15 protein-coding genes are annotated in these 18345 nt (G+C 42.7%); 12 read left to right on the top strand and 3 right to left on the bottom strand.

Going from position 1 to position 18345, the window contains the following annotated elements:
• The first annotated feature begins 168 nt into the window (after positions 1 to 168).
• The 11 genes from IEW82_RS17265 to IEW82_RS17215 all read left to right on the top strand — a co-directional run bounded on the left by IEW82_RS17265 (position 169) and on the right by IEW82_RS17215 (position 12374).
• On the top strand, positions 169 to 1116 hold the full coding sequence (locus tag IEW82_RS17265) for a hydroxyacid dehydrogenase (RefSeq protein WP_308422171.1): 948 nt from the start codon (positions 169 to 171) through the stop codon (positions 1114 to 1116).
• A 20-nt stretch (positions 1117 to 1136) separates the two neighbouring features.
• Complete coding sequence (locus tag IEW82_RS17260) at positions 1137 to 1835, top strand: FadR/GntR family transcriptional regulator (RefSeq protein WP_188697615.1); 699 nt, start codon at positions 1137 to 1139, stop codon at positions 1833 to 1835.
• 391 nt (positions 1836 to 2226) lie between these two features.
• Positions 2227 to 2505: a UxaA family hydrolase gene (locus tag IEW82_RS17255; RefSeq protein ID WP_188697611.1), complete on the top strand. Its 279-nt coding sequence runs from the start codon at positions 2227 to 2229 to the stop codon at positions 2503 to 2505.
• Positions 2506 to 2507: 2 nt separating this feature from the next.
• Positions 2508 to 3662 carry a UxaA family hydrolase gene (locus IEW82_RS17250; RefSeq protein WP_188697607.1) on the top strand — a complete coding sequence of 385 codons (1155 nt, stop codon included), beginning with the start codon at positions 2508 to 2510 and terminating at the stop codon, positions 3660 to 3662.
• A gap of 29 nt (positions 3663 to 3691) precedes the next feature.
• Positions 3692 to 4741 carry an Ldh family oxidoreductase gene (locus IEW82_RS17245; RefSeq protein ID WP_188697605.1) on the top strand — a complete coding sequence of 350 codons (1050 nt, stop codon included), beginning with the start codon at positions 3692 to 3694 and terminating at the stop codon, positions 4739 to 4741.
• A 199-nt stretch (positions 4742 to 4940) separates the two neighbouring features.
• On the top strand, positions 4941 to 6224 hold the full coding sequence (locus tag IEW82_RS17240) for an MFS transporter (protein WP_188697601.1): 1284 nt from the start codon (positions 4941 to 4943) through the stop codon (positions 6222 to 6224).
• A gap of 575 nt (positions 6225 to 6799) precedes the next feature.
• Entirely contained in the window at positions 6800 to 7612 is an 813-nt protein-coding gene (locus IEW82_RS17235) for a DeoR/GlpR family DNA-binding transcription regulator (RefSeq protein WP_229672746.1), read from the top strand.
• Positions 7587 to 8897, top strand: a complete 1311-nt coding sequence (locus IEW82_RS17230) for a four-carbon acid sugar kinase family protein (RefSeq protein ID WP_188697597.1) — start codon at positions 7587 to 7589, stop codon at positions 8895 to 8897. The genes IEW82_RS17235 and IEW82_RS17230 overlap by 26 nt, the downstream gene beginning before the upstream one ends.
• Positions 8898 to 8975: 78 nt before the next feature.
• On the top strand, positions 8976 to 9989 hold the full coding sequence (gene pdxA / locus IEW82_RS17225) for a 4-hydroxythreonine-4-phosphate dehydrogenase PdxA (protein WP_188697594.1): 1014 nt from the start codon (positions 8976 to 8978) through the stop codon (positions 9987 to 9989).
• 664 nt (positions 9990 to 10653) lie between these two features.
• Positions 10654 to 10800, top strand: a complete 147-nt coding sequence (locus IEW82_RS17220) for a hypothetical protein (RefSeq protein WP_188697590.1) — start codon at positions 10654 to 10656, stop codon at positions 10798 to 10800.
• A gap of 539 nt (positions 10801 to 11339) precedes the next feature.
• Positions 11340 to 12374, top strand: coding sequence for a lactonase family protein (locus tag IEW82_RS17215; protein WP_188697587.1), 1035 nt, complete (start codon positions 11340 to 11342; stop codon positions 12372 to 12374).
• Positions 12375 to 12666: 292 nt separating this feature from the next.
• Here the strand turns inward: IEW82_RS17215 and IEW82_RS17210 are convergent, their stop codons facing one another.
• The gene (locus tag IEW82_RS17210) at positions 12667 to 13116 is read right to left on the bottom strand and encodes an RrF2 family transcriptional regulator (RefSeq protein WP_188697583.1); all 450 of its coding nucleotides are present in this window, start codon (positions 13114 to 13116) and stop codon (positions 12667 to 12669) included.
• Between the two features lie 209 nt (positions 13117 to 13325).
• Here IEW82_RS17210 and hmpA point away from each other — a divergent pair, with 209 nt between their 5' ends.
• Complete coding sequence (hmpA, locus tag IEW82_RS17205) at positions 13326 to 14555, top strand: NO-inducible flavohemoprotein (RefSeq protein ID WP_188697581.1); 1230 nt, start codon at positions 13326 to 13328, stop codon at positions 14553 to 14555.
• 1190 nt (positions 14556 to 15745) lie between these two features.
• On the opposite strand, the gene nspC is transcribed toward hmpA, so the two are convergent.
• The gene (gene nspC / locus IEW82_RS17200; RefSeq protein WP_188697578.1) at positions 15746 to 16873 is read right to left on the bottom strand and encodes a carboxynorspermidine decarboxylase; all 1128 of its coding nucleotides are present in this window, start codon (positions 16871 to 16873) and stop codon (positions 15746 to 15748) included.
• A gap of 1 nt (position 16874) precedes the next feature.
• Positions 16875 to 18113, bottom strand: a complete 1239-nt coding sequence (locus tag IEW82_RS17195) for a saccharopine dehydrogenase family protein (protein ID WP_188697576.1) — start codon at positions 18111 to 18113, stop codon at positions 16875 to 16877.
• Positions 18114 to 18345: the final 232 nt, after the last annotated feature.

Raw genomic sequence — 18345 nt, 5'->3', positions numbered from 1 at the left:
GGCATCGTTTTAATGCTAATTGTTTTAATATTTATTATAATAGGAGTTTTTTAAATTAATGGGTTGACTGAGTATGAGAAATGTGATTCAATATAGGCTGTAAGTGGTTGGACCTCTGACCTCCAACCAAATGAAAGGGCTTTTACTAAAAGTATTTGGAGGTTAAAAATGATGAAGGTATTAATCACGGAATTGATGTGGGAGGAAGGCATTGAAGCACTTGGGAACGAATGTGCTGTTGACTATGATCAGGAGTTATGGAGAGACCGAAAGCGCCTTTTAGCAAAACTAAAGGATGTTGATGGATTGATTGTTCGTAATCAAACGCAAGTGGATGAGGAACTTCTTCGTCATGCTCCGCATTTAAAAGTGATAGGGCGTCTAGGTGTAGGACTTGATAATATTAATCTGGCGGCTTGTCGACAGCGCCATTTGACTGTAGTCTATGCCAAAAATGCCAATGCGATTTCCGTTGCAGAATATGTTATGGGGGCGATGCTCTCAGTAAGCCGTACATTTAGTGAGGCCAGCCGGGATGTAAAGCAAGGGAATTGGAATAGAAAACAGTTTACGGGTCGTGAAATATATGGAAAGACTTTAGGTCTCATTGGTGTCGGGGAAATTGCAGGGCGCATTGCTAAACGTGCAACGGCATTTGGCATGCAGGTCATTGGCTATGATCCTTTTATCATGGCATACGATTTCCCTATTGCTGAGGTGGGGATTAAATTAAGCACATTTGAGGAACTGCTTCAGGCATCTGACTACATAAGTATTCATGTTCCTCTAACAGAAGCAACAAAAAATTTGTTGACGGCAAGTGAATTTGCCATCATGAAGCCTTCCTGTTGTTTGATCAATACGTCACGTGGTGGAATAGTGAATGAATCAGATCTAGCCGATGCATTGAAAGCGGGACAGATCTCCAAGGCGATTTTGGATGTTCTACAGCAAGAGCCCGCTTCAAACCATCATCCATTAATCGAAACGAATAAAGCAATACTCACACCGCATATTGCGGGTCTAACCGAGGAATCACAAGTTAGAACCTCGCTGTTGGTTGCTACTGAAGTGAATAAGGTACTGGATGGGCGCAGGTCACTTTGTGCCGTATAACTTAAAAAGGACTGACTCGTATGTATGAACCTAAGATGTTTGAAAAGACAACCATTTCAAAAAAGGTCGTTGATTATATTAAGGATTTAATTATTGAACATAAACTAAAATCGGGGGAGAAAATGCCTTCCGAAAGGGAATTAGCAGAGTTGCTTAATGTGAGTCGGAATACGATTCGTGAATCTTATAAAATTCTAGCCACCCTGGGATATGTAGAGATTAAGCATGGGCAGGGCGTATTCGTAGCGAATGAGCATACTTCTATGGAACAATGGGCGGCTTCGGTCTTTATTACGGATAGTCAAATTGAAGAATTATTTGAAATCCGGAAGCTCCTTGAGACAAAAAGTGTCGAGTCAGTAGCTGAAAGAATAACGGATGAGCAGCTTGAGCGATTGTGGCTGGTCACAAACAATGCCTATGAAGTTGCTGAGAAAAATAATGATTTTGATTATATTGCTAAAGCTGACCAAGAATTTCATCTCTTGCTTGCAGAGTTCTCTGGTAACTCTGTTTTAAAACGCCTTATGTATAACCTCATAGATTTATTGAAGGAAAGTAGAAGGAAATCTATTCAGATACCAGGTAGGTCGCTTAAGTCAATTTCAGAGCACCAGGACATCATTCGGGCAATTGCTAAAAAGGACCCCGATCAAGCCATCCGCAGGATGCTGAAACACTTAGAAAGTGTTGAAAAGGCTTTGATAAAATCGCAATAAGACGATAGAAAAAAGGGAGGCAGCGCTCTCCCTAGTGTTACTTTGAAAGTGTGTATAAAGGATCAGACTATGTTCATTATAGGCTGGCAACAATCGGTATAGCATCAGCAAGTACAAACCTTGATTTGGACCATTAAGGCTTGGTGGCACCTTTAGCATGTGCTTTGAAAAATCACCTCAGAAATTACCAGTGAAACGGTGCAGCTACGTTTTCTTTATCGGGCAATTTCTAAAGGTATATTGAAGGCGCGGGTTAAACACAAGGTGCTGTAAAGCTTGCCTTTTTTCCTATAGTGGTTGGGTCACCGTACCATTTAGCAAATTCCATGTTTTAAAACAAGCCTAGTGCTTGCTTTAAATATAATTTTATTATCATTCGGGAGGGATAGACATGCACAAATTTCTTATTCATTACAAAGGGGATCATGTTGGTGTTGCCGTTCAGGACATTGCTGCTAATGAAAAAGTTCAAGGCGTGTTCATGGATGATAACACGACGATCGATGTACGTGCAAAGGCTGCAATTCCTTTGGGACACAAAATAGCCATTGCGAATGTGGAAGAAGAGGCTAAGGTAATTGAATATAAAGTTCCCATTGGATTTGCCCCGAACGGTCTTAAGGTAGGCGACTATGTCCATACTCACAATCTAAAAACATTGAGGTGGTAAAGATGGAAACATTAACAGGATATCGGAGAGAAAATGGTGCTGTTGGGATTCGAAATTATGTAGTGATTCTTCCAGTAGATGACATTTCCAATGCGGCATGTGAAGCCGTTGGAAACAATATTCAAGGAACGTTGGCGCTTCCCCATTCTTACGGTCGCTTGCAATATGGCGAGGATCTGGCTTTGCATTTTCGAACAATGATCGGGATCGGCTCTAATCCAAATGTAGCAGCGGTTGTGGTTATAGGTATAGAAGAGAATTGGACGAAAAAAATAGCGGATGGTATAGCCGAAACAGGAAAGCCAGTTGCCGCTTTTTCTATCGAGCGTAATGGGGATCTTGAAACGATCCGCCAAGCCTCCTGGAAGGCCAAAGAATTTGTACAATGGGCTTCTGAGTTACAAAGAGAACCTATTAAACTAGAAGACTTAACAGTAAGCATTAAATGTGGTGAATCGGATACAACGACAGGTCTAGGCTCCTGCCCAACCGTTGCTCAGGTCGTCGATCGAGTCATTGATGCAGGAGGAACCGTGTTTTTTGGAGAGACTTCAGAGTTAACCGGTGGTGAGCACCTCATTGCTAATCGCATGGCAACGCCTGCTTTGAAAGAGAAGTTTATGGAAACCTACAATTCCTATGTTGATTTTATCGTTTCGCAGGGTGTGGATCTGCTAGGCTCACAGCCGACACAGGGGAATATCACCGGGGGGTTATCTACGATTGAGGAGAAGGCCTTAGGAAATATAGAAAAGACAGGAACAAAAGAGATTATTGGGGTGCTAAAGCCCGCAGAAAAACCGGCAAATGGTAAGGGATTGTATTTTATGGATACCTCTTCTGCTGCTGCAGAATGCGTCACATTAATGGCTGCAGGTGGTGCCGTTATTCACTTTTTCCCAACAGGTCAAGGGAATGTTGTAGGCAACCCCATAGAACCGGTAGTTAAATTAACAGCTAACCCGATTACAGCAAAAACGATGAGTGAGCATATCGATGTCGATGTAAGCGGTTTGCTTTCTCGGGACATTACTCTTTCCGATGCAGGAGACATGTTGATGGAGTGCTTGACTCGGACGGTTAACGGGAGATTCACTGCAGCTGAAGCACTTGGACATAAGGAGTTTGTGATGACAAAGCTTTATCCTAGCGCCTGATACGTTTTAACCTGAGGTAGGGGAATGATATGACTCAAAGGGAATATTCTATTGCTCACTTAAAAGCATTTAGTAAAAATATTTTTATGGCATTGGGCCTGTCAAAGCACGGCGCCACTGTTGTCAGTGAGTCTTTAATTCGCGCAGATTTAGAAGAAACGCCTAGTCACGGTCTCAGTCGTATTGGCATTTATGCTAAGCGACTGAAAGAGGGGCGAATCAAGGCAAGCCCTGACATCAAAATTGAGAAAAAAGGTGGCTTATTAAAAGTAGATGGGGATAATGGCTTAGGTCATCTCGTTTCAGATTATGCTTTGAATCAAGCCATACCCATGGCTAGAGAACACGGGATATTAGGCATCTTTATTCGCAACAGTAATCATTTTGGGACAGCAGCATATTATTGTCAAAAAGCTTGCAGGGAAGGCATGGCTTTAATCGCAATGACCAATACGCCTTCTGCGATGCCTCCCTGGGGAGGAAAGAAGCCCTATCTTGGAACAAATCCGATTGCTTTTGGCTTTCCGACACGATCAGGCGCGCCTGTTATCATCGATATGTCTTCAAGTGTGGTCGCGCGTGGCAAAATTATCTTAGCCAAAAAAATGGGCAAGTCGATTCCCGCAGGATGGGCTATAGATCGAGAGGGAGGCATGACAACAAATCCGGAAGCAGCTTTAGAAGGGGCACTTTTACCTCTGGGTGGACCGAAAGGCTATGCCTTAGCGCTAGCCGTTGAAATTTTATCAGGTATTTTAACAGGTGCAGCCTTTGGGCCTCATATCAATAATATGTATAATGATGACGGCAGACCGACAAATACTGGACATTGTTTTATTCTCATTCACATTGAGAAAATGCTAGATAGAGAGGTTTACCTTTCTAACCTTCATCAATTATTAGCAGAAATAAAACAATCACCGAGACAAGCAGAAAATGAAGAAATATTATATCCAGGTGAACGGCGTTTTAGGAGCTTTGTCAATCACCTTCATCAAAAGCTTTCGTTATCCGATGAAGTCATCAATGAATTAATGCGTCTGGGTGATGATCTCAATATCCCATTTCCTAGTTCGTAAAGTTATGGGTGGTAAATGCGTGGGTCACTCTGAATGTTTTAATAGAATCAAGTATTTCGATGAGATAGAGTGGCCCATTGTTTTTCTAAAACTCATAATTATACTTCTTTTAAGGCAGGAAGGGAGCGTTATTTGCCTATTTTGCAAACGCTTCCAATCGGGTCGCATGATTGAAACTTATTAGAAGGTAGGGGACAGAATGAAGGCCTATTTTAGACCAGCACAGATTTGGGTACTTTTCCTTGTATTTTCAGGAACCTTGGTAAATGCTGTTGATCGTTCAAGTCTATCTGAGGCGAATACATTTATTCAAAGGGATTTGCATCTCAGCTTAGGGACTATGGGAATAATTCTTTCATCGTTTGGCTGGACCTATCTTTTATTTAATATTCCAGCAGGCTTTCTATCGGATAAAGTAGGAACAAAGAAGGTTTATGGCATAGCGGGGGTGATTTGGTCACTTGCTTCAGCCTTAACAGGATTTGCTCGAGGCTTTGGTCTCTTATTTACGAGCAGGTTAATGGTTGGAATAGGTGAAGCTGCTAACTTTCCTGCAGCGACAAAGATCATTTCGGAATACTTTGAAGAGAAAAAACGGGGAACAGCTACAGGGATTTATTTAGCTGGATTGCGATTGGGCTATGCGCTTACGCCTAGCATCATGATTGGTCTCATGGTTTGGATGGGAACTCAGGCTCATCCAGATTGGCGGATTGCATTTATTATTACAGGGATTTGTAGTTTAATTTGGGTTGTGCTTTGGTTCTTTACTTTTAATGAAAAGAAGCTGCAAAAGGTTAGCAATGCGCCTGTTGAAAAAAATGATAGACGTGTTTTTGGTCAATTGTTAAAACAACGTAATACGTGGGCTATCATTTTTATTAAGTTTTTTCAAGACTATGTTTATTACCTATATCTGACATGGATGCCAAGCTATTTAATCACGGAACGACATATGAATCTGGGGCATGTTGCTTTTTATGCGACCCTTCCTTGGATTGGAGGGATGCTGGCTCAACCGCTCGTTGGGATATTATGTGATTATCTTATTAGAAAAGGATTGGATGTAAATAAGGTGAAGAAAACAATGCTTGTGATCGCCCAACTCATAGCAGTTGTAGTTGTGGCTGCCGCCTTTGTGCAGTCCGTAACCGTAGCAGCTTGGCTCTTAGTCATCGCGATGATTGCTGAATCAGCATCAACAGCAATTCTTTGGACTATTCCTCAGGATCTAGCACCAAAAGGGACTTCTGGATCATTAGGTGGCATTATGAATACTGCTGGAGCTGTGGCTTCAATTGCCTCGCCAGCTATCACAGGTTTTGTTGCTCAATATTTTGGTTTTGCAGCTGCGCTTACTTTATGTGGCTGTACAATGGTTTTCGCCATTTTATCGGTACTCTTGTTTTTAACAAAGATTAAACCAATGGTTTTAAATGATACTGGGAGCCCAGATATAGATGATCATATTGCCCAAAATTAAAACCAATCACTCTTTCATCGTTGTAATCCATTCATAATAGACGACTAACAATCTATGCGTTGGATCTCCTCTGTATGCTGACCTCTCAAACCTTTCATTTATAAAGGCTTTCTTTTGATGATCTATAAAGTCAGAACTATAAATTTTAAAGACAGTGGAGTTTAAGAAGATGGTTTCTGTTATTGGAGCAGGGGTCATCTTTTTTATGTGCTATGACAACTTTTTGCTGACGCTCTCTAAGGATGAGCGCATAACATTCAGGTTTTGACTTTCGCTACCCTGAGGTTTGCCAAAGGGGCAGCTTTAAACAGGTGATTTTAAAAAACATATCAGGAACACGAATGTAGCGGTGAAAGCCAAGCTGCTTATCGGTTATTTGAATTGTATCGGGAACTATCATGGAAAGCAGTAGGTATGGCCTTTGCTATGGTTCATTTTAGAGGGAGTTAGTCTACCTCAAAATTAAGAGAAGCGTTATCTCGCTTTGGAATGAGTAGTATTTTTAAATAAATCATAAAATTTTTTATTGACAAATATGTTTTAAATGAACATAATGCGAATAAGAAATGTTTGAAATGAACAAGGTGATGACGATGCAGCCTGTAGAACGAAGGTATTTAATTCTAAATGAACTGAGTAAACATGAGAAGGTGGATATTGATCAATTAGCGTCACAATTGAATGTTTCGGCGATGACTATTCGCAGGGATTTAAGTCACTTAGAGGCCGAAAAGAAGATCATCCGGACCCATGGAGGAGCGGTTCTGAACAAGTCGTTGATTACTGAAACATCTTTTCATATTAAGGAAGGCAAGAATAGTTCTCAGAAACAGCATATTGCTCAAGGCGCTGCGCGTTACATTCAAGAGCATTCAACCATTCTATTAGATTCTGGAACAACAACGCTTGAAATTGCCAAATTGATTAAACAAAAACAGGGATTAACGGTCATTACGAATGATATTAAGATCGCCGCTGAACTCATGGATAGTGCGATAAAGGTGATTGTCTCTGGGGGAGAGCTCCAGAATAACACGGGTGCTTTATTCGGGCCCTTAACGGAACAGATTTTAAATCATGTTCATGTTGATCTCTTTTTCTTGGGTGCACATGCTGTCCATAGTAAGGCTGGCGTGACCGCTCCGACCTTTGAGAAGGCTTTAATAAAGAGACACATGATAGAAGCTGCTGGAGCCACATGGCTAGTGACAGATTCAAGTAAATTTGATCAAAAATCACTGGCAAAGGTTTGTGATTTTTCTCAGATTGATGGCATGATCACTGACCAGGACTTGCCTGAGCATTATGCTTCACTATTAAAAGAACAGCTCACTTTAGTCATCGCTCGAGGGGGAGAGGATAATGAAGATTGGTGTTATCGCCGATGATCTGACAGGTGCTAATGCAACAGGGGTGAGGCTTTCAAAACAAGGCTTTCAAGCAGCAACAATGGTGTATTATGATCAGCCTATTTTGGCGGCGTCGATCAATGCTATTTGCGTCGATACAGATAGCAGGTATGCCGACGAGCGAGTCGCTCGAATGCGAGTTAATAGAGTGCTCGACCATTTAAAGGATTGGAAGGCTGATGTTATTTGTAAGCGCATTGATAGTACGGTGAGAGGGAACATCGGTGTGGAGTTGGAGAGTGTCCTCAATAGATTAGGGGAAAGGTCAATTGCTGTGGTTGTCGCATCATACCCTGATTCAGGGAGAATCTCCTCAGGAGGCTATTTACTGGTTGATGGAGTGCCTGTTCAGGCAACGGATGTTGCCAAGGATCCTGTGAGGCCACTAACGCAATCCTATATACCGAGCATTATTCAGAAACAAAGTCACTATGCTGTCTCTCACATGGGACTGGATACCGTACTGGCTGGGGCATCTGCAATATTCAAAGCACTTCAGAAGCATATTGAAAAGAAAAATCGTATTATCGTGATAGATGCGGTGACCAATGAAGAGATTGAAGAGATTGCGCAGGCAATGGTATCCATTAAAGATTATCTCATGATTCCTGCGGATCCAGGTCCGTTAACGGCGGCCTACTCTAAAGCCTATACAAGTCAGCGTTCTAGAAATAAAAAAATCATTGTCACTGTAGGGAGTGTTACTTCTAATAGTCAAAGACAAATGCAGTATTTAATTGAAAAAATAAAGGCAGAGCCTATTTATGTCAATGCTGAAAAATTGGCAAGTGCATCGGAGTCTTGGGATGAAGAAATCGATAGCACTGTAAAAAGAGCTTTAAAAGAAATCATTAGGCAAGACATCATTGTTATTACAACAGTTCCCCTTGGTGATGAGCAATTAAATCTTGAAGAGATAGTGAAAAGGGAAGGGCAAACCCAAGACTATTTGGCCAAACGCATTGCTGATGGTCTGGCAAAAATAACGCGTCTTGTCATTCAAAGCACAGATCAGGATATTGGCGGTTGCTTTTCGAGTGGTGGTGATGTCACCGCATCTCTGTGTTCCGTAGGGAGTGCAGAAGGGATTCGTTTGAGAGATGAGGTGCTTCCTCTAGTGGCTTATGGTCAATTTATAGGCGGTCATTTAGATGGCATCCCCCTTGTAACCAAAGGTGGGATGGCCGGAGATAAGAAGGCCATTTATACAAGTGTTAAGTATTTATTAACCCAAAATACTTTGATTGAAAAAACAAAAGTGTGAAATGAAAGACGATTGAAACACTAAATAAAGCTTTTATCTATAGCATTATAAATTAGAACCATTTAGGAGGACAAGAAAATGGCAAATGACAGAGCAATTGTTGCAATTCCCATGGGAGATCCAGCAGGTATTGGTCCAGAAATTACAATGAAGGCTTTATCTAAGCAAGAGATCTATGATGTGTGCAAGCCCTTAGTTATTGGTGATGCAGCTGTGCTAGAAAAGGCGATCTCTATTGTCGGAGCTGATTTAAAAATCAATGAGGTGCAGGTACCAGCAGAGGGTCACTATGAATGTGGTACTGTAGACGTGATTAATTTAAACAATATCAATATAGCTGAACTTGTTTACGGTCAAGTATCGGCTCAATGTGGTCAAGGTGCCTTTGAATACATCAAAAAGTCAGTGGAATTAGCCTTAGCAGGAGAGGTAAAGGCTCTAGCTACACCACCGATTAATAAAGAATCCTTAAAAGCAGCCCAAGTCCCTTATATTGGTCATACAGAAATGCTTGAGGCCTTGGCGGGGTCAGAAGATCCCTTAACTATGTTTGAGGTGAATGGGATGAGAATTTTCTTCCTTACCCGCCACTTATCACTAAAGGATGCTATTGCTCAAATGACAAAGGAAAGAGTGCATGATTACCTGATTCGCTGTGATCGAGCGCTGCAAAGGTTGGGTGTTGAAAACAGAAGGTTTGCAGTAGCTGGTTTAAATCCACATAGCGGTGAAGGGGGATTATTTGGATGGGAAGAAGTCGAGCACATCAAACCAGGGATTGAGTTAGCTATCAAAGATGGCATTAACGCTGTTGGTCCTGTTCCAGCGGATTCCGTCTTTTTCCATGCTTTAAATGGAAAATATGATGCAGTACTGTCGTTATATCATGATCAAGGGCATATAGCCGCTAAGATGACCGACTTTCATAAAACGATTTCTATAACAAATGGTCTGCCTTTCTTAAGAACATCTGTTGATCATGGGACTGCATTTGATATAGCGGGTAAAAATATCGCTTCAAGCGTCAGTATGGAAGAGTGTATTAAAGTCGCGGCACAATATGCACCAAGCTTTACTAGAAGTACTTTATAAGTCTGTCAGTGCCCTTCAGAAGCTAAATGAACCCTCTTCTTTCGCATCTTAACATAGTGATGAAGCATGCCAGATTGGCTGCCTTTGATTGTATTTAATGGAAGAGGCGGAAAAGAATCAGATAGATTCAAGGCAAAAAGGGGAGAGCGTGCGTGATTTGACGATGACTTAAATGATATAGCGAGCAGCAGTACCTGTCCAGGTTCTTCAGACGAAGAGCGCGAAAAACATGTCCTGCTGCTTTTTTTAAAAAGGAAAAGAAAGTATAAAATTTCTGGTCATGAGGACGGTGCGGATTTCCGCTCCAGGCCGCTCGCTTTCCGCGGGGGAGTGGTAAGCCTCCTCACTCCTTCGCACTGCTAAGGTCTTACCGATCTCCCACTTCCCGCTGGACTTTAGTCTCCGCATCATGAGTCAGCGGCGCCCGAGGAACACACGATTTTAGAGTGTTCCGAATCTCGCGCCTTGCGCTCCCATCCACTTGATCAGGCAATGAAGCTTCTTTCATATTGGCGGATGCTCTATACCAAGCAAGGAACGGGCATGCTTTTCGCCCGGTTTTTCTTATTTACAGTGCTGCGTTAACATTAGGCGTTGATGACAAGCGTCTGAATGGAGTGAGCGAGTGAGTTGATCGTGCAAACGCGCCCAGGCTGCTTTCGCAATGTCCTTAATGGTAGTCTTTCGTGACACGTCTATCCACTCCTATCTGAAGACCGATATTGTCGATGGGGTATTACTGTTACTATACACCATTTTTCGATTACTCTACCTACTTGAAAAATATGGATCACAAATCATCAATGGCTAATACATCTCTTATACGGCATAAGGTGAACCTATTCTATATAGGATAATGAAGAAAAACTATGGAGACAGACCTTCGAATGAATACTTGAGCAAAAGGATACTTGTCCTTATTTTACTTGGATTCCAAACGGAGGTCTATGCCTTTTTGTGGTTAAATGAATATTCCTTGAAACGGTAACTATTTTTGAAAATCATTATTGAGCATATGTTTTAAGAAAATAATATGACCAATCCTAATAGGTATGAGAAAAAACATGGCTGGTCCTTATTAGGGCACTCAAGTGTTTTTTAATATCAACAGACAAGGGGCTTAGTGCGGGAGACACTTAGATTTCGATGGAAAGGGATCAAGCTACTGAAAGAGTCTATCAATTAAAAGAGTAAAGTGCTCAAGCAAATAGAACCTTCGTATCCCTTTTGAAGTCTTCTAATATAACCCTTTTCAACTTTTGAAGAGTAGATAGGTTTTTTTTATACGCTAGATTTGTTTTAATTAATATATGAAATACGGAAAGCATTAATCATGATAGGAGAGAGACGATGATAAGAGGATATGTGGGGACATATACAAATGGAGAGAGTCAGGGGATTTACACCTTTGAATTAGATCCCTCAGCAGGGCAAATAACGCATGTGAAAGTTGCAGCAGTATTGGACAATCCAACATATTTGAACATGACTAAGGACCATCGCTTTCTTTATTCAGTTATAAAAGATGATAAAAACGGAGGCGTTGCAGCTTTTTCAATGGACCAACACTCTGGAAGGTTAGAAAGGATTAATGTGGAAGAGGAGGCCGGAGCTCCGCCGTGCCATGTGAGTTTAGATGACGACCGGCACTTAGTGTTCAGCACTAATTATCATAAAGGTACAGTAGCCTCCTATCGGGTCAATCAGGAGACAGGAGGTATTTCTGCCCCTGTTTCAGTTATGATGCATGAAGGCAGTGGCCCTGATCCAAGGCAGGAGAAGGCCCATACCCACTTTGCCGGATTGACACCAGATGGCGATTATCTTGCCGTTTGTGAACTGGGCTGTGATTGGCTGCTGACTTATACTGTGAAGGACAGTGGGGAGCTGGAGGAGGCTCATCGCTTATCGGTACGTCCAGGCAGCGGCCCGAGACACCTTGTCTTTCATCCGAAGGACCCTTCACTTGCTTACCTCATTACGGAGTTTAGCTCTGAGGTTATCGTCTTGTCCTACGAAGACGGGAAGTTCACTGAAGTTCAGTACATTTCCGCCGTGCCAGCAGATTTTGAAGAAAATAACCAAGCCAGCGCCATTCATATATCCTCAGATGGACGCTTCGTCTATGCGGGCAATCGCGGCCATAATAGTATTGCGATTTTTTCAGTGGAAGAGAAAACGGGGAGACTCCAGCTTGTTGAACGTGTGTCAACCGAAGGTGAATGGCCAAGGGACTTTGTGTTAGATCCTACTGAGAAGTTTTTAGTAGCCTCCAATCAAAATTCCAGCAATCTTGTGTTGTTTGCTAGAGATGGTGATACCGGAAAATTAACCCTTATGCAAAAAGACGTTCATGTGCCCAATCCAGTGTGTGTAAAATTTTAGGTGGGGTGTGCAAGCCTCCTGGAATAAATAGAATGCTAAGAGATAGTCCTAAAAGGCATTGCTTAAAGGGCTGTCTCTTTTTTATAGGACGGTGTGGCGCTCCACTCCATTTGACCTGCGAAGGTTTATATATTGCGGGCAGGGTTTCTAAATCATGGTCTAAACATTACACGTAAAAATAACAAAAAACCACTGGATTCAGCAAAAGTCACACACTTCATTAGGAGTGTGTTGTCTATCCAATGGCCTCTTAAGGCTTCAGCACTATTAAAATAAAGCAGGCCTTCTTTTCTCAATCCAGGCTTTTGCCTTCAGCAAAGAGGGGCTGGAGGGTGGTCTTGTTGGAGAGAATGTCTGCCAAAGTATATTGATCAAGGGTTGTGATGTAGGCTCTTAGAGCTTGGTTGAACACCCCTTTAAGAATACAGACGGAACTGATTAAACAACTATTTTGTTCTTTATTGAAGCATTCTACCATGTAAAAATCCTCTTCCGTTTGCCGGATGACCCAACCGAGGTTGATGTCTTTTGGAGATTTTGCCAAGCGAATGCCGCCGCCGCGTCCTCGGAGGGTTTGAACGAGCCCGAGCTTTCCAAGGTGATGCACAATTTTAGTCAAATGATGCTTTGATATATGATAAATCGAGGCAATGTCTTGAACGTTCGTGAGCTCCCCTTCATCAAGCGATCCAAGAAAAATAAGAATCCGCAGGGAATAATCCGTATATTGTGTCAGTCTCACTATTGCTCAACTCCCAAGCTATTTCTATTGTTCAAGTATATCGGAATGCAAGGATTTATGCGAATGCCAAGCCCTATTGGCGGGCAGGTATGAGCAGTTTAAGTAACAAAATCGTCACAAGAAAGCCATGTAAATGCAACAAAAGATGTATTTTAAATACAACTTTAAGCGCTATACTAGTTATGAAAAAAGAAGCGGAGGGAATTGAAATGTTAAATCAAGAGACCATTGACATCATTAAATCTACTGTTCCAGTACTTGAGCAGCATGGAACCGACATAACTAAAGCCTTTTATAAAAGGATGTTTAAAATGCATCCAGAACTTAAAAATGTATTTAACCAAACGAATCAGAAGAAAAATCGTCAGCAAGAGGCATTGGCCAATGTCGTCTATCATGCTGCCAAACATATTGACGAGCTGCATACCTTGGCAGGTGTGGTCGAGGGAATCGCCCATAAGCACCGTTCCATTGGCATTCGCCCTGATCAATATCCTATAGTCGGTGAGAATCTTCTTGCTGCTATTAAAGAAGTATTAGGCGAGGCGGCGACGGATGAGATTATTAATGCTTGGGCAGAGGCTTATGGAGAGTTAGCTAAAATCTTTATCGGTGAAGAGAATGCATTGCGTGAGGGCATTAAAGAGCGTGGAGGCTGGGATGATTATAAACCATTCATTGTTGCTCGAAAAGTGCCAGAGTCAGAGGTCATTACCTCTTTCTATTTGAAGCCGCAGGACGGACGTCCACTTCCAACTTATTCTCCAGGCCAATATTTAAGTGTTAGAGTCCAACCGACCGAACAAGCGAATACACAGATCCGTCAATATAGTCTGTCAGATGCCTATAGCCCTGAATATTACCGGATTAGTGTTAAAAGGGAAGCGGGGCGTGAGGGACTTCCTGATGGTATTGTCTCAACCTATCTTCATCACGAGATTCAAGAAGGCGATTGTGTATGGGTAAGTGCCCCTGCGGGAGAATTTACACTGAACCTTGAAAGCAAAAAGCCTATTGTACTTATCAGTGGAGGCGTAGGCTTGACCCCACTAACCAGCATGGCGAAAACATGGAAACAGCAAGGGGCTATCCAAAATCTGACATGGATCCATGCAGCGATTAATGGGTCGGTCCATGCGCTCAAAGAAGAAATGCGTACCCTTGACAAGGAAAACGATACATTCAAATGCTATACAGTCTATGAAAGACCGACCGAGGAAGATCGGGAGAATAAGGCCTTTGATAAAGAGGGCTATATTGATCTTCTTTGGTTAAAACAAGTGCTAGATACGAAAGAGGCTGAGTTTTATTTTTGTGGTCCAGAGCCCTTTATGAAAGCTATTTATAATTGCTTGTTAAAATGGGGCGTGCAAGAATCCTCGATTCACTTTGAATTCTTTGGTCCATCTATGGCACTAGAGGAAGAGGTCACCGCTTAACGTACCCTCTTTATAAAAAGATCAGAAAGTACAAAATTTCTGATCATGAGGACGGTGCGGATTTCCGCTTCAGGCCGCTCGCTTTTCGCGGGGAGTGTAAGCCTCCTCGCGCCTTCGCGCTGCTAAGGTCTTACCGATCTCCCACTTCCCGCAGGCTCTAGTCTCCGCATCATGAGTCAGCGGCGCCCGAGGAACACACGATTTTAGAGTGTTCCGAATCTCGCGCCTTGCGCTCCATTCCACTTGACCAGGCAGCGAAGCCTCTTTCATATTGGATGATGCTCTATACTAAGGACAAGGACCGGGCAATGCTTTTCGCCCGGTTTTTCTTATAATAGGGAAGTATAACTTTTCGCTGCTAATTCTTAAGGATAAACTCATGGCATGTGTTAAAAATCCTATATCTTTTGTTTCTTTGAGATAGAATTTGTTATTTTAACTCAGCCTTTTGTTACGCTCACCTTTGGATTTGGAAACTTGCCCCCCGGATTTGCTCGCCATTTGTTCACTTCGGCTTTGATTTGTTACGTTATGCTTGGGATATGTTAAGAGGCTTCTGTCTTTTGTTTCTTTGGAGCTGGCTTTTGTTAAATTGCCTCGGCCTTTTGTTGCGTCCAGACCCTAATTCGGAAACTTGTCACGTGGTTTTGTTCTCTATTCGGAAACTTCAAGCTTTATTTATTAATTTGGTTGAGGCTTTTGTTAAAAAGGGTTGGCCTTTTGTTAAGTAAATAGGACCTGTAGCCATGCGTGTTTCAGTGATGGAACGCATAAGCTACAGGTCTTAACTTTTCCCCAGAGAATATCATAATCAGTCCCCCTCTGTGTAGGTAAGGGGCATTAAGGGAGTGCTTTTGGTGTATAGCGCGGCATGATCCCTTTCCAACCCATTAAAAAAGGGCCAAGCAGTTCTTGAGGCCACTAAAAAGGCTCCAGGTTCTTATTTTATAAGTATTTAGGCATATGGGGGAGTGGCGAGCCTCCTCGGGCGACCCCCTGTGGAGGCTCACCGATATCTCCTTTCCGCAGGCCTCTAGTAATAGGTACTCGTAAGTAAGCGACGCTGAGGAACACACTCTGTCTGAAGGGTTCTGAATCTCATACCTGCCCTTCCAATCAACCGAGGGCCAATAGTGCATTTATAGTGTGCAGAGGGTGCACAGTGCCTTCGTAGTTCCTGTCTTTCTTCCTTACGCAAGGCGCATTTTAAAATCTTGATAGCCGAATTGGTGCACAATGTGACAGTCACCGTCTTTATCTTTGATGGCAATGGCTGGCAGCGGCATGCCGTTAAACGTCGTGTTTTTAACCATCGTATAGATGGCCATGTCACCGAAAACTAAGCGATCACCGCCCTTAAGCGGTTGATCAAAGGAATAGTCCCCAATGGTATCCCCAGCAAGACAGGTTTGTCCACCAAGGCGATACGTAAAAGGTTTTTCCCCAGCCTCTCCAGAGCCTAGAAGGGGAGGACGATAAGGCATTTCCAGCACATCAGGCATATGGCAAGAGGCAGATGTATCCAGAATCGCGATATCCATGCCATTTTGCAGTGTATCAAGGACGGTTGTGACTAAATAACCCGCATTGAGGGCGACGGCTTCGCCAGGTTCAAGATAGACATCTAAGCCGTAGCGCTCCTGCATATGTTGAATGCAGGACTCAAGCAATGGAATATCATAATCTTCTCTAGTAATATGGTGGCCGCCACCAAAATTAATCCAGTCCATTTGCGTAAGCCATGGTCCAAACTTTTCTTCGACAGCGTTCAATGTCTTTTCTAAATCGTCTGCGTTTTGCTGACAGAGTGTATGAAAATGCAGGCCAGAGATCCCATCAAGCAGATCAGGGCGAAAATGCTCTAGGGTGACGCCGAAACGTGATCCAGGTGCACAAGGATCGTAAATCGCGTGTCCTTCCTGAGTAGAGCATTCGGGATTGATGCGCAGGCCCACCTTTTTTCCTGCCTGTAGCACTTTATCTTTATACTTTTCAATCTGCGAGAAGGAATTAAAGATAATATGATCACAGATGGCGATGATTTCATCGATCTCATCATCACGGTAAGCAGGGGAAAAGATATGGTTCTCTTTTCCCATCTCTTCGTGACCGAGCCGCGCTTCAAATAAGCCACTTGCGGTTGTACCACTGAGGTATTGACCAATGAGTGGATACATCGTATACATTGAAAAGGCTTTTTGAGCTAAAACGATCTTGCAGCCTGTGCGCTGTATCACACCGTTTAATAGACGTAAATTGTTTTCCAGAAGGGTTTCATCGACGACATAACATGGTGTTGGAAGTTCTTCAAATCGCATGTTAACGCGCGTGCTCCGGCTCTAATTGCTGTGCAGTCTGCTCGTCGACAAGCTCTGGATTAAAGTCCTCTTTCCATGGCAAGCCCCATTTATTTAAAGCCTCCATGAATGGATCCGGGTCAAATTCCTCTATGTTGTATACGCCGGGTTTGTTCCATTTGCCCGTCATGACCATCATCGCGCCGATCATCGCAGGTACGCCAGTTGTATAGGAAACCGCTTGTGACCCCACTTCTTGATAGCAGGCTTCATGGTCACACACATTGTATAGATAGTAGGTTTTCTCTTTGCCGTCCTTTTTTCCTTGGAAGATACAACCGATATTTGTTTTGCCTTTTGTTCTAGGTCCAAGTGAAGCAGGGTCTGGCAGCACAGCTTTTAAGAATTGCAGTGGAATGATTTGCTTGCCTTCAAACTCGATTGGTTCAATGGATGTCATGCCAACATTTTCAAGGCATTTAAGGTGAGTCAGATAGCTCTCGCCAAAGGTCATAAAGAACCGAATCCGCTTAATGCCAGGGATGTTTAATGCAAGTGATTCGATTTCCTCGTGGTGAAGCAAGTACATATCCTTTGCACCGATCTCAGGGAAGTTGTAGACACGCTTGATCTCCATTGGCTCCGTTTCAATCCATTTGCCGTTTTCCCAGTAGCTTCCCTTTGCGGACACTTCGCGAATGTTGATTTCTGGGTTGAAGTTGGTTGCGAAAGGATAGCCGTGATCCCCAGCGTTACAATCCAAAATATCAATATACTCGATCTCATCGAAGTGGTGTTTCAGTGCATAGGCAGAGAAAACGCTCGTGACACCTGGATCAAAACCGCTACCTAGAAGGGCGGTAATCCCAGCCTTCTCGAATCGCTCGCGATAGTCCCATTGCCATTTGTATTCAAACTTTGCCGTATCTTCAGGCTCATAATTGGCGGTATCAAGATAGTGCGTTTTCGTCGCCAGGCAAGCATCCATGATCGTCAAATCTTGATAAGGCAATGCCAAATTCATCACAATGTCTGGCTTGACCTCTTCGATTAGGGCAATAAGTTCATCAACATTATTGGCATCGACTTGGGCGGTTGTTATTTTTGTCTTACCCCCATCTAATTTTGCCTTTAAAGCATCACATTTGGATTTTGTTCGGCTGGCAATACAAATTTCTTCAAACACGTCATTGTTTTGACAGCATTTATGAATGGCGACAGATGCCACACCACCGCAACCGATAATCAGTGCTTTCCCCATTCTCGATATCTCCCATCATCATAGATTTTTTCTGCGGCAAAGGAAGGAATCCCTTTGCCTATCTCCTTTTGTAAAACGTTTCACAACAAAAAAAGCAAGTGTAAAACGCTCTACTCGCGCACAACACTTGCTTTTAGATAGTCATCAATATTTTAAAAAGCTATGATCAGCGTATTGTTATGTAGTCATCACAAATCAGCTAGGGTGGAAGCTAATTAAATATTAATACTTT

The sequence above is a fragment of the Pullulanibacillus camelliae genome, from assembly GCF_014642655.1.
GTDB lineage: Bacteria > Bacillota > Bacilli > Bacillales > Sporolactobacillaceae > Pullulanibacillus > Pullulanibacillus camelliae.
This window is presented reverse-complemented; position numbering and strand designations above follow the sequence as displayed.

Excerpts from the sequence above, each read along its gene's own strand:
- IEW82_RS17240 (WP_188697601.1), top strand. The coding sequence starts at position 4,941 with ATGAAGGCCTATTTTAGACCAGCACAGATTTGGGTACTTTTCCTTGTA.
- IEW82_RS17230 (WP_188697597.1), top strand. The coding sequence starts at position 7,587 with ATGAAGATTGGTGTTATCGCCGATGATCTGACAGGTGCTAATGCAACA.
- IEW82_RS17220 (WP_188697590.1), top strand. The coding sequence starts at position 10,654 with ATGTCCTTAATGGTAGTCTTTCGTGACACGTCTATCCACTCCTATCTG.
- hmpA (WP_188697581.1), top strand. The coding sequence starts at position 13,326 with ATGTTAAATCAAGAGACCATTGACATCATTAAATCTACTGTTCCAGTA.
- IEW82_RS17195 (WP_188697576.1), bottom strand. The coding sequence starts at position 18,113 with ATGGGGAAAGCACTGATTATCGGTTGCGGTGGTGTGGCATCTGTCGCC.
- IEW82_RS17235 (WP_229672746.1), top strand. The coding sequence starts at position 6,800 with ATGAACAAGGTGATGACGATGCAGCCTGTAGAACGAAGGTATTTAATT.
- IEW82_RS17265 (WP_308422171.1), top strand. The coding sequence starts at position 169 with ATGATGAAGGTATTAATCACGGAATTGATGTGGGAGGAAGGCATTGAA.
- pdxA (WP_188697594.1), top strand. The coding sequence starts at position 8,976 with ATGGCAAATGACAGAGCAATTGTTGCAATTCCCATGGGAGATCCAGCA.
- IEW82_RS17255 (WP_188697611.1), top strand. The coding sequence starts at position 2,227 with ATGCACAAATTTCTTATTCATTACAAAGGGGATCATGTTGGTGTTGCC.
- IEW82_RS17245 (WP_188697605.1), top strand. The coding sequence starts at position 3,692 with ATGACTCAAAGGGAATATTCTATTGCTCACTTAAAAGCATTTAGTAAA.
- IEW82_RS17250 (WP_188697607.1), top strand. The coding sequence starts at position 2,508 with ATGGAAACATTAACAGGATATCGGAGAGAAAATGGTGCTGTTGGGATT.
- nspC (WP_188697578.1), bottom strand. The coding sequence starts at position 16,873 with ATGCGATTTGAAGAACTTCCAACACCATGTTATGTCGTCGATGAAACC.
- IEW82_RS17260 (WP_188697615.1), top strand. The coding sequence starts at position 1,137 with ATGTATGAACCTAAGATGTTTGAAAAGACAACCATTTCAAAAAAGGTC.
- IEW82_RS17215 (WP_188697587.1), top strand. The coding sequence starts at position 11,340 with ATGATAAGAGGATATGTGGGGACATATACAAATGGAGAGAGTCAGGGG.